The organism is Paractinoplanes deccanensis (assembly GCF_016862115.1).
GTDB classification, from domain to species: Bacteria; Actinomycetota; Actinomycetes; order Mycobacteriales; family Micromonosporaceae; genus Actinoplanes; species Actinoplanes deccanensis.
The window spans coordinates 87,856-100,585 of sequence record NZ_BOMI01000148.1; the positions used below are offsets into that span (position 1 = coordinate 87,856).

Consider the following 12,730-nt stretch of genomic DNA (forward strand, 5'->3'; position numbering starts at 1 on the left):
GCGAAGATTCGCAAACTGGGAGACGTGTTCAAGACCCGCATTCATCCGGCCTGGTTCGTCGCCGTTGTCGCTTTCGTCGCTCTCGTCGGCGCCGCCGGGTTCCGTGCCACCCCGTCCGTGATGCTCCGGCCGCTGCACGACGAGTTCGGCTGGTCGCTCGGCACGATCTCCGCGGCGGTCTCGGTCAACCTGTTGCTCTACGGCCTCACCGCGCCGTTCGCCGCAGCGCTGATGGAGCGCTTCGGCATCCGGCGCGTGATCATGGCAGCGCTCGTGCTGGTCGCCGCCGGTTCGGGCCTCACGGTCCTGATGCGGACGAGCTGGCAGCTGATCCTGCTCTGGGGCGTGCTCGTCGGGCTGGGCACCGGATCGATGGCGCTCGGCTTCGTCGCCACCATCACCGGCCGCTGGTTCGTCAAGCACCGCGGCCTGGTCACCGGCATCCTGACCGCCGGTGGCGCGGCCGGCAACCTGGTCTTCCTGCCGGTGCTGGCCTCGCTCACCGAGAGCCACGGCTGGCGGGTCGCCGCGCTCACCGTGAGCGGGGCCGCGCTGCTGGTCGTGCCGCTGGTCTGGTGGCGCCTGCGCGACCACCCGGCCGAGCTGGGCCTCGGGCCGCTGGGCGGCGCCTACGAGGAGCCGAAGCCCATCGCGCACACGGGCGCGGCCCGGATCGCGCTGCGCTCGCTGCGCGACGCCGCCCGGACCAGGCCGTTCTGGCTGCTCGCCGGCGGCTTCGCGATCTGCGGCGCCACCACGAACGGGCTGGTCGGCACCCACTTCATCCCGGCCGCGCACGACCACGGCATGGCCGAGACCACGGCGGCGAGCCTGCTCGCGCTGGTCGGGCTCTTCGACATCGTCGGCACGATCCTGTCCGGCTGGCTGACCGACCGGGTGGACAGCCGGATCCTGCTCGGCGCCTACTACTTCCTGCGCGGGATGTCGCTGCTGGTGCTGCCGTCGCTCTTCGCGGCGACAGCGCATCCGAGCATGGTGGTGTTCATCCTGTTCTACGGGCTCGACTGGGTGGCGACCGTCCCGCCGACCGTGACGCTGTGCCGGGAGTACTTCGGCGACCGCGGGGCCGTGGTCTTCGGCTGGGTCTTCGCCTCGCACCAGATCGGCGCCGCGGCCGCCGCCACCGCCGCCGGCCTCGTCCGCGACCAGCTCGGGGCGTACACCTGGGCCTGGTACGGCGCCGGGGCGCTCGCCGTGCTGGCCAGCCTGCTGAGCCTCATGCTCTTCGCCGGCAAGAGGCTCCGGCCGATCGCTGCGGGCATCGGGCTGGCCGCGGACCCGGTCAAGGCCTGAGCGCGCCCGCCTGCCGGGTGAGCAGCCCGGTCAGCTCGTCGGCCGGCATCGGCCTGGCGAAGTGGTAGCCCTGCGCGTGCACGCACTCCAGCTCGCGCAGGCGGTCGGCCTGCTCGCCGTCCTCCACGCCCTCGGCGACCGGCGCCAGGTTGAAGGTGCGGGCGATCTGGAGGACCGCCTCGGCCACCGATCCGCCGACCGAGCTGTCATGCATGGCCTGCACGAACGACTTGTCGATCTTCACGACGTCCACCGGCAGGGCGCCCAGGTGGCTCAGCGACGAGAAGCCGGTGCCGAAGTCGTCCAGCGCGATCCGTACCCCCAGGGTCTTGAGCGACCCCAGGATGCGGGCGGACTCCTCGAGGTCGGTCAGCGCGACCGACTCGGTGAGCTCCAGCACCAGCAGCTCCGGCGGCATGCCGGTCTCCTCGAGCACCGCACGGACCTCGCCGGTCAGCTCCGGGCTGGCCAGCTGCGAGGCGGAGAGGTTGACGTTGAGCTCGAAGCCGGGGTTCGCGCGCTGCCACTCGACCGCGCGCAGGCAGGCCTCGCGCAGGATCCAGAGGCCCAGCTTGGGCATCATGCCCATCGCCTCGGCCAGGTCGAGGAAGGCGGCCGGCGGGAGCAGCCCGCGGGTCGGGTGCTGCCATCGGACCAGCGCCTCGACGCCGACGGTGTGCTCGCCGGCCAGGTCGACGATCGGCTGGTAGAAGACCTCGAACTGGCCCTCCAGGAACGCGCGGCGCAGGTCGGCCTCGTCGCGGCGGCGCCGCTCCATCTCGGCGAAGCGGCCCGGATCGAACCGGCGCACGACGCCCTTGCCGTCCTCCTTCGCCTGGTAGAGGGCCTCGTCGGCCTCGCGCAGCAGGGTGTCCACGTCGTGCTCGCCGCCCCGGGTGATCGCGATGCCGGCGCTGGCCCGGATGGTCAGCACGACCTCGCCGATGGCCAGGGGCTGTTCCAGGTCGCGCAGGATCCGGCCGGCCACGGTGTCGGCGATCGCGTCGTCGACCAGGCGGGGGAGCAGCACCACGAACTCGTCGCCGCCGAGGCGCGAGACGGTGTCGTTGGCGCGCACGTTCGCGTTCAGCCGCTCGGCGGTCACCTTGAGCAGCTCGTCGCCGGCCGCGTGGCCGTACGTGTCGTTGACGCCCTTGAACCCGTCCAGGTCGAACAGGATCACCGCGGTCATCGTCTGGTCGGCGTCGGCCAGCGCATCCGTGGCGTGGTCCATGAACATGGCCCGGTTGCCGAGCTGGGTCAGCGGGTCGCGGAACGCCTGCCGGGCCAGGATGGCGCGCTGCCGGGTGAGGTCGCGCATCAGGCCCTCGTTCGTGTGTGAGCCGAGGAACTGCCGGACCAGGATGATCCCGGCCACGATGATGATCATCCAGGTCAGCCCGGGATCGGCGCCGCCGAGCTCGCCGTGCTGCACGCCGGCGGTCACCACGGCGGCGCCGACCGGCGCGTACTGCACCAGCGGCCACGTGTCGGCGAGGCGGGCCACCGCCGCGCCGATCAGGACCACCCCGGCGAGGGGGAGGATCCAGCCCATCGCGCTCGCGTCCTGCTCGGTGAGCCACTCGAAGAGGAACGGCCACGCGAGCGCGAGGAGCGACGCGAAGATCAGGGCGTCGTCGACACCGCGGCGCACCCTGTCCATGGCCTTGCCGGAACGAACCATGGCCGTCCCATCGGCGGGGCACCGGGGCAGTTGAGAAGAGTCACGTAACCCGACGGTGCTACCAGCGGCGGTCGATGTGTTGCGTGCGGGTTACGGTGGTCGCCAGGTCGAGTGATGGCCCGGCGGGCGGGGTAGGGGTGTGCGGCACGACGTTGCGTCATCGTGATCTCATAGAACGCCAACAGCACGAATGTCGGCAACGGAGGACAAACTGTGCCGAGTGGAAACCTCGCGGAGCGGCTCGCCACGCTCACCGCGACCGCGACGGACGACGACGGCGTCGTCACGGTGACGGTCGCCGGTCCCGGTGTGGTGACCGGGCTGCGGCTCGACGACCAGGTGCGCCGGCTCAGCGGCGCCGCGCTCTCCGCCGAGATCCTGCGGACCATGCGCCGGGCGCAGGCCGAGCTCGCCGAGCGGGTCACCGCCGCTGTCGACGAGACCGTCGGCGCAGGCACCGAGGACGGTAAGGCGCTGGTGGACAGCTACACCCAGCACTTCTCCGACGACCTGGACGAGCCGCCGGCGCCGGTGATGCCCGCGGCGCCGCCCTTTCCCACGTTCCAGAACACGCCGTCGCTGCCGCACCAAGCGCCCGGCAACGGCTTCGAGAGCGGGCGGGACAGCCGTGCCCGGTGACGTTCCCCCCTCGCTGCCCCGGCGTGGCCCGGCCCCGCCGGTCGAGAACATGTCGAACGCCGAGCTCGCGCGCATGGTCGAGGCGGAGCACCCCTATCGCGGCAAGGCGCTGTTCGAGCTCTGCGACCGGGTCCCGCTCGACGACGACGCGGCCACCAAGGTCGCGATGCTCAGCCGGCTGACCTCGCTGCGGCGCGCGCGGCTGTTCGACCGGGTCTCGCTGGCCTGGTCGGGGATCATCGCGCTGCTCGCGGCCGAGACCGAGCACTCGCGCACGGTCGCCTACGAGGCGTTCGGCGCGCTCGACCCGGCGGAGCAGCGGGACATGCTGGACTATCTCGAGGTGTCCACGATCGAGGAGGCCCACCCGCGCATCGCGTGAGCGGGCCCCCGGGGGTGGCTACGCCTCGACGCGGACGTCCTTCCAGAAGGCGACACGGTCGCGTACGGCCTTGGCATCGGGCTTGGGTTCCGGGTAGAACCAGACAGCGTCGGGGGTGGTGTGCCCGTCGGCGGTCAGCGTGTAATAGGACGCCTTGCCCTTCCAGGGGCAGACGGTGTGGGTGTCGGAGGGCGCCAGCACGTCCTCGCGCAGGGATGCGCGCGGGAAGTAATGATGTCCCTCGACAACCACGGTGTCGTCGCTCTCGGCGATAACTTCGTCGTTCCAGATGGCCTTAGGCATAGTCCGAACGTAGCGCGGACCAGCTTGATCGTCCGATATGTGGATGTTAATCGCTATCGGGGGTGAAACGTGCGGATCCGTCCGTGCATTGCCGTTGCTTTGTACGAAGATCTACGCTCGGTCTTCGCTCGGCCCGAACCCCGAAGAGACGAGTATGCGGATCCCGATCACCCTTCCGAGCACCGGTGAGCAGGCGCGGCGCGCGCTGCTGCTGCTCGGCGCGCCCGCACCCGCCCGGCTCGTGGTCGACGTGCACGCGGCGCTCTTCGACGGCGACCTGTCGATGCCAGCGCTCGCGGCCGTCGTGCGCGAGCGGGCGGCGGGGCTGTGCGCCGCGCTCGACACCCAGCTCGCCCCGGTGCCCGGGCTGATCGCGCTGGCGGACTGGCCGCTGGAGCGCCGGGTCGTGACCCCGGCCGGGCGGCGGGCCTCGGCGCTGGCCATGGTCATCCGGGTGGTGGAGTTCATCGGGATGCGCCCCTCGCTCGGTCCCGCGGAGCACCGGCTGCTGCGCGAGCTCGCTCGGGGCGTACCGCACGCGGATGCCGACCTGGCGGACGCGGCGCGGGCGGCGCTCTCGTCGGTGAGCGCGGCCGTCGAGGCCGAGGAGCCGCTGCGCCTGGCGGCGGTGGCCCGCGCCGAGACCCTTTCTCGAGACCAGCAGCTGTACGGAGTTGCGGCGTTGCCCCACCAGCGAGGACGCGAGTGAGTCGAGTGGATCAACTGCGGGGCCCGGCCCCGCGCAAACGGCACAACGCGCGCACGATCGCCGCGCTGACCGGCAACCCGGGCTGCACGCGGCGGGCCGTGCTCGACGCCGCGGGGGTCGACAAGCCGAAGCTCGCCGAGACGATCGGGTTCCCGGGCAGCTTCGGGCAGTCCCGGTTCGCCCTGGCCCGCGGCAACGCCTTCGAGGCCATGCTCAAGGCGGACGACTGCGCCCTGCTGCGCTCGGTCCTCGCCGAGGCCGGCTCGACGCCCGTGTCTGATTCATTCGTTTTTGGCGGCAGTTACGAGGATCTGGGGGAAGACAGCGACGACACGCTGGATGCTCGGCACGCGCGGACTCGGGAGGCACTGGCGGCCGGAGACATCGGGTTGCTCGACCATCCGCTGCTCACGCTGTCGGTGGCGGGGCAGACCGTCTATCTGGAGCCCGACCTGATCGCCGCCCAGCGCGGCGACATGCTCCAGGTTGTCGAGATCAAGTCCTTCGCGATCGTCGACGGGCAGGCGGACAGCGCGGCGGTCTCGTCGGCGGCCGTGCAGGCGGCGGTCTACGTGCTCGCGCTGCGCCGGCTGCTCGGCGACGACCGGGTGAGCCACGAGGTGGTGCTCGTCTGCCCCGAGAACTTCTCGCTCCAGCCGGTGGCGGTCGTTCTCGACGTACGCAAGCAGCTCTCCACCCTGAGACGGCAGCTCTCGCGGCTCGCGTCGGTGTCGTCCCTGATCGACGCCCTGCCCCCGGGCGTGACCTTCGACGTGGCCCAGCCGGTGCCGGCGCTGCTCGCATCGCTGGCGGCCGTCGACGCGCGCTATGCGCCGGAGTGCTTGTCGGCCTGCGAGCTGTCGGTCTACTGCCGGCACGAGGCGACCGGGTCGACCGCCGCGCTGGGCCGCCCGGTCCGCGACGCGCTCGGCGGGGTGGCGACGGTCGACGAGGCGCTCGGTCTCGCGGCCGGCACCGTGCTGCCCACACCGGAGCAGACCGAGGCGGCCGCCCTGCTCGCCGCCGCGGCCCGGCTGCGCAACGAGGCCCTGTCCCGGTGAGCACGCTCGTCGCCCTCGCCCGGGCGCAGGCCTTCGCGGCCGGCCGGGCGCAACCCATCGCCACCGTGCGCCACCTGCACGTCCACGACGAGCCGATGGTCCTCATCCCGCTCGCCATGGCCGGCGAGGCGAACGCGCCGCTCGCCGCGATGATCGGCACCTCGGTGTCCGCGCCGCGGCTGCTCGTCGTGTCGCAGCCGCGCAACCGGGACGAGCGGTTCGCCTTCACCGCCGCGCTCGCCGAGGAGCTGCTGCCCTACCTGGAGTCGTTCGCGACCGAGACCGAGGCGGTGCCCGTCGACCGGGGACGCGACGTGCGCCACCGCTACGTCGACGCGCCGCAGGTATGGGTGCCCAACCCGGGCGGGGCCGACTTCCTGCGCCTGCTCGGCCGGTCCACCCGATTCCGCCGTACGGACGGCGACCACCCGGTGCCCCCGGTGGTCCCGCTGCTGGGGCAGTGGCTGACGTTCCTGGCGTCGGCGGCCGAGATGCCCGGGTCGGCGCTGCTGGCCAACGCGGTGCAGGCGCTCGGCATGCACTGGGCGACCGGGCAGAGCGCGGCCGAGGACGCGCAGTTCGGCTCGCTGTACGCGTGGATCACGGCGGGCGCCGCGGCGGCCCGCGAGGCGGAGCGCGGCCCGGTCGCCGGGCCCGCCACCGATCCCGAGTTCGACAACAAGGTGCTGGCGCCGCTGATCACCGCGTCCTCCCCGGACCTGCCGGAGGTGATCCGCGACCTGCTCACGCCGACCTGGGAGCGGATGTGGCACTCGCTCGACCTGCTCCGGTCGTTGCCGGCCGGCGCCCGGGTGGCCACGCGCTGGGACAGCGACCGGGACACGTACTCGGCCTTCGTCGAGCATCTGGCCGAGGACGGCGCCCCGCAGCCGCGCCGCGACGGGGCGGTGGCCGCGGCGTCCCGCCTGCAGCGGCTCGAGAACGCGGCCGCCCGGTACGCGGTGCAGCGCGCCTTCGACGACCCGCTGGTCATGGCGGAGTACAGGCTGACCGGGGCCGCGTTCGGCGGCGTCGTGACGCTGGCCAACCCGGATCGCGTCGACGACAGCGGCAAGCGTCCCGTCCTGCGCCCGCGCATCATGGTGGCCACGACCGAGCCGGTACGGGTGGAGGCCGGCGCGAGCCTCACGTCGCCGGCGCGCCCGTCCCAGAAGGCCAAGGTCATCTCGGTGACGCCGACCGCGGACGGCTGCGACGTGCTGCTGGAGCTGTCCGGCGGCATGGGCCGCAAGCTGGTCGCCGAGCCGGGCAGCGTGCCGGCCGTGGGCGAGCGCATCCTGCTGACGACCTTGAGCGAGGCGTACCGTCCCGGCGCGGCCTTCCCGGATCCGGCCGAGACGCCCTGGACCCACGGCGGCCCGCCCGTAACGTCCGCGTAACACGCCCGGGTCAGACGCTGTCGATCATGGAATGGCGTCTATAGGGTGACGCCGTGTGCTCCACAACGGTGTTGGGCTCGGCGAACACATGACGGTCTACTATCGTGGGCCCGCGGGGATAGTGACCGGCAGTCACTTCGTGACCCATTCGCCCGACGGTTCGGCGTACGACCTGAACGACCTCCGCAACATCATGCGCGTCCGCAGGCGTGGCCCCCGATTCGCCCTCCTGCTGCTCGCCGCCACCGCCGTCGTGGCCGCGGCCGGCGCCGCCGTGGCCTGGCTCATGGGCCCGTTGTGGAGCCTGCCGGCCGCCCTCGTCGCCGTGATCGCCGGCGTGTTCGTGCTGCGCCTGGCCAGCCCGGTCTACATGTTGCGCGCCGATCATCGGGACCAGCCGGTCCTGCTCTACGCGACAACGGACAAGGTCGACTTCGAGCGCGTGTGCCGCAACCTGGAACGGGCCCTCGAAGACATGCGCCCCGCCTGACCCGGCGGCGCGGTCGGCTCGCCTGATCCGGCCGCCTGGCCCGCTCCGCCTGATCCGCCCACGTGTTCGGCTCCGGCTGACCCGCCTCGTTTGACCCGCTCCGCCGCGAGCCTGCGTCCGGTCACGGTGCATGGTGATGGCTGTCAAGCCTTCGTTGCAGGACAGCCCGGCGGCCGCGGCAGGGGGAGGGACCACGACGGTGCCGGGCTCGGCGAGCGGGGGCCTTTGCCACCCCGTACCTCTAAAGAAGCCTGGCCAGAAGCAGAGCGATGTCGTCGTTCCGGCGTGGGGCCGCGTTGATCAGGCTGGTGCAGAGGTCTTCGGCGGGGCGGCCGGCGCCGCCGCGAAGGACCGTGCAGAGGCGGGCGATGCCCTCGTCGATCAGGTGGGCGGGATCTTCGACCAGGCCGTCGGTGTAGAGGACCAGCGTGGAGCCGGCGGGGACGCGGCGGCGGTGGGTGGTGCGCTGTTCGCGGGGGAGGAGGCCCAGCAAAGGCTCGGGCGACTCCCACCAGATCTCCACCTCGCCGTCGGGGAGCAGCAGCAGCGGCGGGGGATGGCCGGCGTTGGCGAAGGAGACCAGGTAGTCGTCGCCGTCGCGGCGCAGGCGGGCGAGGACGGCGGTCGCGGCGGCGGGCACGTTGAGGCCGCGCAACGCCCGGTCGAGCTGGCCGAGCAGGGGGCCGGGGGCGTCGGTGCGGCCGTACGCGTCGCCGCGCACGAGGTTGCGGACCTGGCCCATGGTGGCGGCGGCCTCGATGTCGTGGCCGGAGACGTCGCCGACCGCGAGCATGAGGCTGCCGTCGGGCTGGGCGAACGCGTCGTACCAGTCGCCGCCGACCTCCGCGCCCGCCTCGGCCGGCAGGTAGCGGCCGTGCAGGTCGACACCGTCCACCTTGGGCAGATCGGGCAGCATGCTCTGTTGCAGGACCTCGGCGACGTGCCGTTGGTGGCCGTAGAGCCGGCTGTTGTCCACGGCCATGCCGGCGCGGCGGCCCACCTCGGCGGCGGTGTGCTCCTCGGCGTCGGTGAACGGTGTGCCGTTGTTGGCGAGGACCACGACGCCGAGCACGCCCTTGGTCACCGGCGCGGTGATCGGCGCGACGAGCAGGTGCGAGCAGCCCATCGAGGCGGCGGTCTCGGCCAGCGTCGGCGCGTGCCTGTGCAGCAGCCCGGCGCCGGTGATCTCACGCCGGATCGGGCGGCCGGTGCGCTGCACCGCCACGATCAGGGGCTTCAGGTCGGCCTTGCGGGCGAGCTCGGTGAGCTGCTGGGCCTTTTCGGCGTACGCCGGATCGTGGTGCGCCGCGGACATGTGCCGGATCGCGCCGGACGGCTCGGCGAGCGTGATGAAGCACCAGTCGGCGAGCCGGCCCGCGACGAGCTGGCCGAGCGCGTTCAGCGCGGCGTCGATGTCCATGGTCGCCGCGAGCGCCTCGGTCAGCTCGCCGAGCAGGATGAGCTGGTCGTGCGCCGACTCGGCATGCCGCCGCGCCTCGTCCGCGATCTCCCGCGCGATGCGCAGCCGCAGCTCGGAGGAGCAGACCTCGCCCAACTCGATGAGAAGCGCGATCTCGCTCTCGGTCCACCGGCGCCGCTCCCGGTCCATCACCGCGAGCGTGCCGAGCACCAGCCCGTCCGAGTCGGTGAGCGGCACCCCCGCGAACGCCACAGCACCCAGGTCGCGAATGGACAGATTGTCCCGCATGCGCGGATCATCCCGTACGTCCGGGACGACCAGCACCTCGCCGGCCTCGACCACATGCCGGCTGAGCGAATGGGCCAGCCCCATCTCGCGCGCTTCCCCGAACGGCGCCGGCAGACCCACCTGCCCCGGCAGATGCTGCCGATCCGCACCCAGCACCGTGACAAGAGCCACAGGCGCGTCGATCAGCCGCTCGACAATCCCGGCAATGCGGTCGAACGCCGGATCGGCCCCCGACCCGAGCCCCAGCCGCGCCACCGCACGCAGGCGCGCGGGATCAGTGATCACCCCGCTTCCCGCGCCCTCGGTCACGTCTTCGCGCAGCACACTCGCTCCTGGGCAGGACCGCCGCTCACCAGCAGGTCGGACCTGTCAGGCTACCGGGGCGTGCGGGCAGTCAACGACCTTCGCGACCCTCCTCCCGCATCCCGCGACAATCCCCATCCCGCCACGCGCGGGTGGGTCGCCGCGTCCCGAGCCACCGCCTGCCGAGCCACCGCATGCCGAGTTGCCGCCTGCCGAGCCGTGGGCCGTCGGGTTGCCGCCTGCCTGCTGCCGGCCACCGCCTGCCGAGTTGCCGCCTGCCGAGCCGCTGGCCGTCGGGTTGCCCCCTGCCTGCTGCCGGCCGCCGCCTGCCGGCCGCCGTTCGCCGTCCGCCGGGCCGCTGTCCGTTGGGCGCCGGGCCGCTGTCCGCCGTATGGCGTGCCTGGCGATCCGGGCGGTTGGGTGGTGGGCAGGTTGGCTGCCGACCCGGTCCGCGTGGTCGAGCGGGACAAGTGGCTACCGACGGTTGTGGGGCAGGCAGAAGGGGATGGTGGGCGGGGCCGCTGACGGTACTTGGAGCGGCCAGGGGGCGACGGGCCATGGCGATCGGCGATTGGGGTGGGGACGGGGCGATGGGTGGTGGCGGGGTGATTGTTTGGGCGGGGCGGAAGGGGCGAACGGTGAGGCCGGTAGCGAATAGGCGGCGGGGCGGAAGGCGGGGACGGGTGGGCGGTGATGTTGGGCGGGGCGGAAGGCGGCGAAGGGTGAGGCCGGCTGCGATTGTGCGGCCGGGCGAAGGTGCGATGGGCGGGGTGGCTGGCGGTTGGGGCGGCCGCTCAATTGCCGGCCACCCCTCGTCCGGGCTGGGGGCGGCGTCGCGCTTGTGTGGGTGGCTGGTGTCAGGGGGTCGGGGCGGGGGTGTCGGCCGTGGTGAGGTTGGCGTCGGCGGCCACGGGGGCCCAGTGCTTCGCCCAGGTTTCGCGGACGGTTTCGAAGGCTGCGTCGTCCAGGCCGAAGGTGGAGACGGTCACCTCGAAGCGGGCCGCGGACGGGCTGTCCAGGGGCACCCGGCCGGCGACCACGACCAGGTGGCCGTCGGGGTCGACGGTCCAGGCGACGCGCGGGCCGAACCGGTGCCACTCGCCGGTGGCCAGCGACAAGGCCTGCTTGCCTGTGGTCTCGCCGGTCAGGTAGACCGTGCGCCGCCGGCCCTTGGGGCGTTCGCGGAGCAGGAACGACAGCTGGATCAGGAACGCGCGCCATCCCTCCTCGATCGCGTCGTAGACGTCCGGGCCGTCCGCGCCGGAACCCTCGCGCGCCACGCGGATGCGTGCCTGGTCGTCGTCGCCGTCGACCTCCAAAGTGGAGCCGTCGGCCCATCCCATGCGCTCCGGCGCCCAGAGCGTCGCCTCGTCGACGAAGATCTGGCGGATCTCCGCCTCGAGCCCGTCGTAGTCCCACCCGAACCACTGATGGAGCACCTCCGGCTGGGTGACTGCCTCCCAGACCTGGTCGCGCCCCACCGGTACGGAGATCTCCACGTCGTACGGCTTGAGCGCGCGTCGATCCGTCATGCCAAACCCCCGGCTGTAGTCATGTCGGTCATGCCCCCATCTTTGGGGTGAAGAGCCGATCACGCCAAGCGGCAGCCGGATGCGGGCGGTGAACGGTCGACGACGATCGGCGACCGGACGAAAGCGGTCCCGGACGCTCCCGGGCGCGGAGCCGGTGGAGGGGTCAGGCCGCTCGGTGGGTGGGGTCGGGGGTGAAGGGGGCTCGGCGGCCGGCGGACATGCCCGAGCGGATGGTGCGGCGGGTCTCGGCGCGGCCCAGGCCGGCGAACTGGGCGGCCGCCTCCAGGGACTGGGCTGCCTCTCGGGGATCCAGCAAGGCGGCTGCGGCCAGGCGGCCCAGGGCGAAGGCGGCACGGTTGAGAGTGTCGTTGCGGGTGCCCTTGGGGGCGCGGGCCACGCGGTCGGTCTCGGCGGTCAGCACTGCCTGGGCGTAGCGCTCGGGGTGGGCGATCGGGCGATGGAAGGGGACTGTGCGGGCGTCGGGGTTGCCGTGCCAAGGAGGATGCGGGCCCTCGATGAGCTCGCGCAGGGCCGGCGGGCCGCTGGGCAGGTCGTCGGTGGGGCGGTGCACCCAGCGGTAGTCGGCGCCGGTCGCGTGGCGGGAAGGCGGGGCCACGACGTAGCCGCCGCTGCCGCGCCAGTCGAGGCCGGGGAGCAGGCGGACCCGGTTGCCGAAACCGGTCGGCGAGAACCAGAAGTGCCAGCCGCCACTGCCGGTGCGCACCGCGGGACCCTCGGGCAAGGAGCCGCCGAGCACGTGACACAAGCCGTGCCAGCCCTCCTCGGAGTCGACGTCGGCGACATCCATCACGACTCCGGTGCGCAGGCCGACGTTGGCCGAGGGCCATCGGCGCCACCACGTCTCGATCAGGCGTGGGTCGGTGGTCGCCTCGGTGAGGCCGTGGCGCAGGCGAGGGTGCTTGCCGGGATGCTCGCATCGCTCTCCTCTGTCGCAGGAACAGCCGTCGGGGCCAGCCGTGTGCACCGGCAGGACGGGTATCCCGTGCCGGGCGTAGGCCAACGCGGCTGTCAGCAACATTAGAACAAGCGTACGACAAAAATCGGCGCCGCAGGTGGCGGAGGCGTGCGGCGGGCGGGCGGTCGTCGGGGCTTTCGTTGCAGGACAGCCCGGCGGCCGCGGCAGGGAGGGTGACCACGACGCCGGCGTGGCTCGGTCTCACGGGAGCTTGCGGAACCCCGTACTT

The 12,730-nt window shown here is 72.8% G+C and carries 12 protein-coding genes; 7 read left to right on the forward strand and 5 right to left on the reverse strand.

Annotation, left to right across the window (positions count from 1 at the left end; genetic code table 11):
• The first annotated feature begins 24 nt into the window (after positions 1–24).
• Positions 25–1,314, forward strand: a complete 1,290-nt coding sequence (locus tag Ade02nite_RS36850) for an MFS transporter (protein ID WP_203773901.1) — start codon at positions 25–27, stop codon at positions 1,312–1,314.
• On the opposite strand, the gene Ade02nite_RS36855 is transcribed toward Ade02nite_RS36850, so the two are convergent.
• Positions 1,304–2,998: a putative bifunctional diguanylate cyclase/phosphodiesterase gene (locus Ade02nite_RS36855; protein WP_239169324.1), complete on the reverse strand. Its 1,695-nt coding sequence runs from the start codon at positions 2,996–2,998 to the stop codon at positions 1,304–1,306. The genes Ade02nite_RS36850 and Ade02nite_RS36855 overlap by 11 nt on opposite strands.
• 213 nt (positions 2,999–3,211) lie before the next feature.
• Here Ade02nite_RS36855 and Ade02nite_RS36860 point away from each other — a divergent pair, with 213 nt between their 5' ends.
• Complete coding sequence (locus Ade02nite_RS36860; RefSeq protein ID WP_203773903.1) at positions 3,212–3,637, forward strand: YbaB/EbfC family nucleoid-associated protein; 426 nt, start codon at positions 3,212–3,214, stop codon at positions 3,635–3,637.
• Positions 3,638–3,686: 49 nt separating this feature from the next.
• Positions 3,687–4,019, forward strand: coding sequence for a hypothetical protein (locus tag Ade02nite_RS36865; protein ID WP_203773905.1), 333 nt, complete (start codon positions 3,687–3,689; stop codon positions 4,017–4,019).
• An 18-nt stretch (positions 4,020–4,037) separates the two neighbouring features.
• On the opposite strand, the gene Ade02nite_RS36870 is transcribed toward Ade02nite_RS36865, so the two are convergent.
• A complete protein-coding gene (locus Ade02nite_RS36870; protein WP_203773907.1) occupies positions 4,038–4,322 on the reverse strand; it encodes a DUF427 domain-containing protein in 285 nt (94 codons plus the stop codon).
• A 154-nt stretch (positions 4,323–4,476) separates the two neighbouring features.
• Between Ade02nite_RS36870 and Ade02nite_RS36875 the strand changes: the two genes are divergently transcribed.
• The 4 genes from Ade02nite_RS36875 to Ade02nite_RS36890 all read left to right on the forward strand — a co-directional run bounded on the left by Ade02nite_RS36875 (position 4,477) and on the right by Ade02nite_RS36890 (position 7,982).
• A complete protein-coding gene (locus Ade02nite_RS36875) occupies positions 4,477–5,031 on the forward strand; it encodes a hypothetical protein (RefSeq protein WP_203773909.1) in 555 nt (184 codons plus the stop codon).
• Positions 5,028–6,092, forward strand: a complete 1,065-nt coding sequence (locus Ade02nite_RS36880; protein WP_203773911.1) for a hypothetical protein — start codon at positions 5,028–5,030, stop codon at positions 6,090–6,092. Before Ade02nite_RS36875 ends, Ade02nite_RS36880 begins: the two co-directional genes overlap by 4 nt.
• Positions 6,089–7,492, forward strand: a complete 1,404-nt coding sequence (locus tag Ade02nite_RS36885; protein WP_203773913.1) for a hypothetical protein — start codon at positions 6,089–6,091, stop codon at positions 7,490–7,492. The genes Ade02nite_RS36880 and Ade02nite_RS36885 overlap by 4 nt, the downstream gene beginning before the upstream one ends.
• An 88-nt stretch (positions 7,493–7,580) precedes the next feature.
• Entirely contained in the window at positions 7,581–7,982 is a 402-nt protein-coding gene (locus Ade02nite_RS36890; RefSeq protein WP_275409977.1) for a DUF6232 family protein, read from the forward strand.
• Between the two features lie 241 nt (positions 7,983–8,223).
• Here Ade02nite_RS36890 and Ade02nite_RS36895 read toward each other — a convergent pair whose 3' ends face one another.
• The 3 genes from Ade02nite_RS36895 to Ade02nite_RS36905 form a co-directional block, all read right to left on the reverse strand.
• On the reverse strand, positions 8,224–10,014 hold the full coding sequence (locus Ade02nite_RS36895) for a SpoIIE family protein phosphatase (RefSeq protein WP_203773917.1): 1,791 nt from the start codon (positions 10,012–10,014) through the stop codon (positions 8,224–8,226).
• An 836-nt stretch (positions 10,015–10,850) separates the two neighbouring features.
• Complete coding sequence (locus Ade02nite_RS36900) at positions 10,851–11,525, reverse strand: activator of HSP90 ATPase (RefSeq protein WP_203773919.1); 675 nt, start codon at positions 11,523–11,525, stop codon at positions 10,851–10,853.
• A gap of 163 nt (positions 11,526–11,688) precedes the next feature.
• Positions 11,689–12,564: a bifunctional DNA primase/polymerase gene (locus tag Ade02nite_RS36905; protein WP_203773921.1), complete on the reverse strand. Its 876-nt coding sequence runs from the start codon at positions 12,562–12,564 to the stop codon at positions 11,689–11,691.
• Positions 12,565–12,730 lie beyond the last annotated feature (166 nt).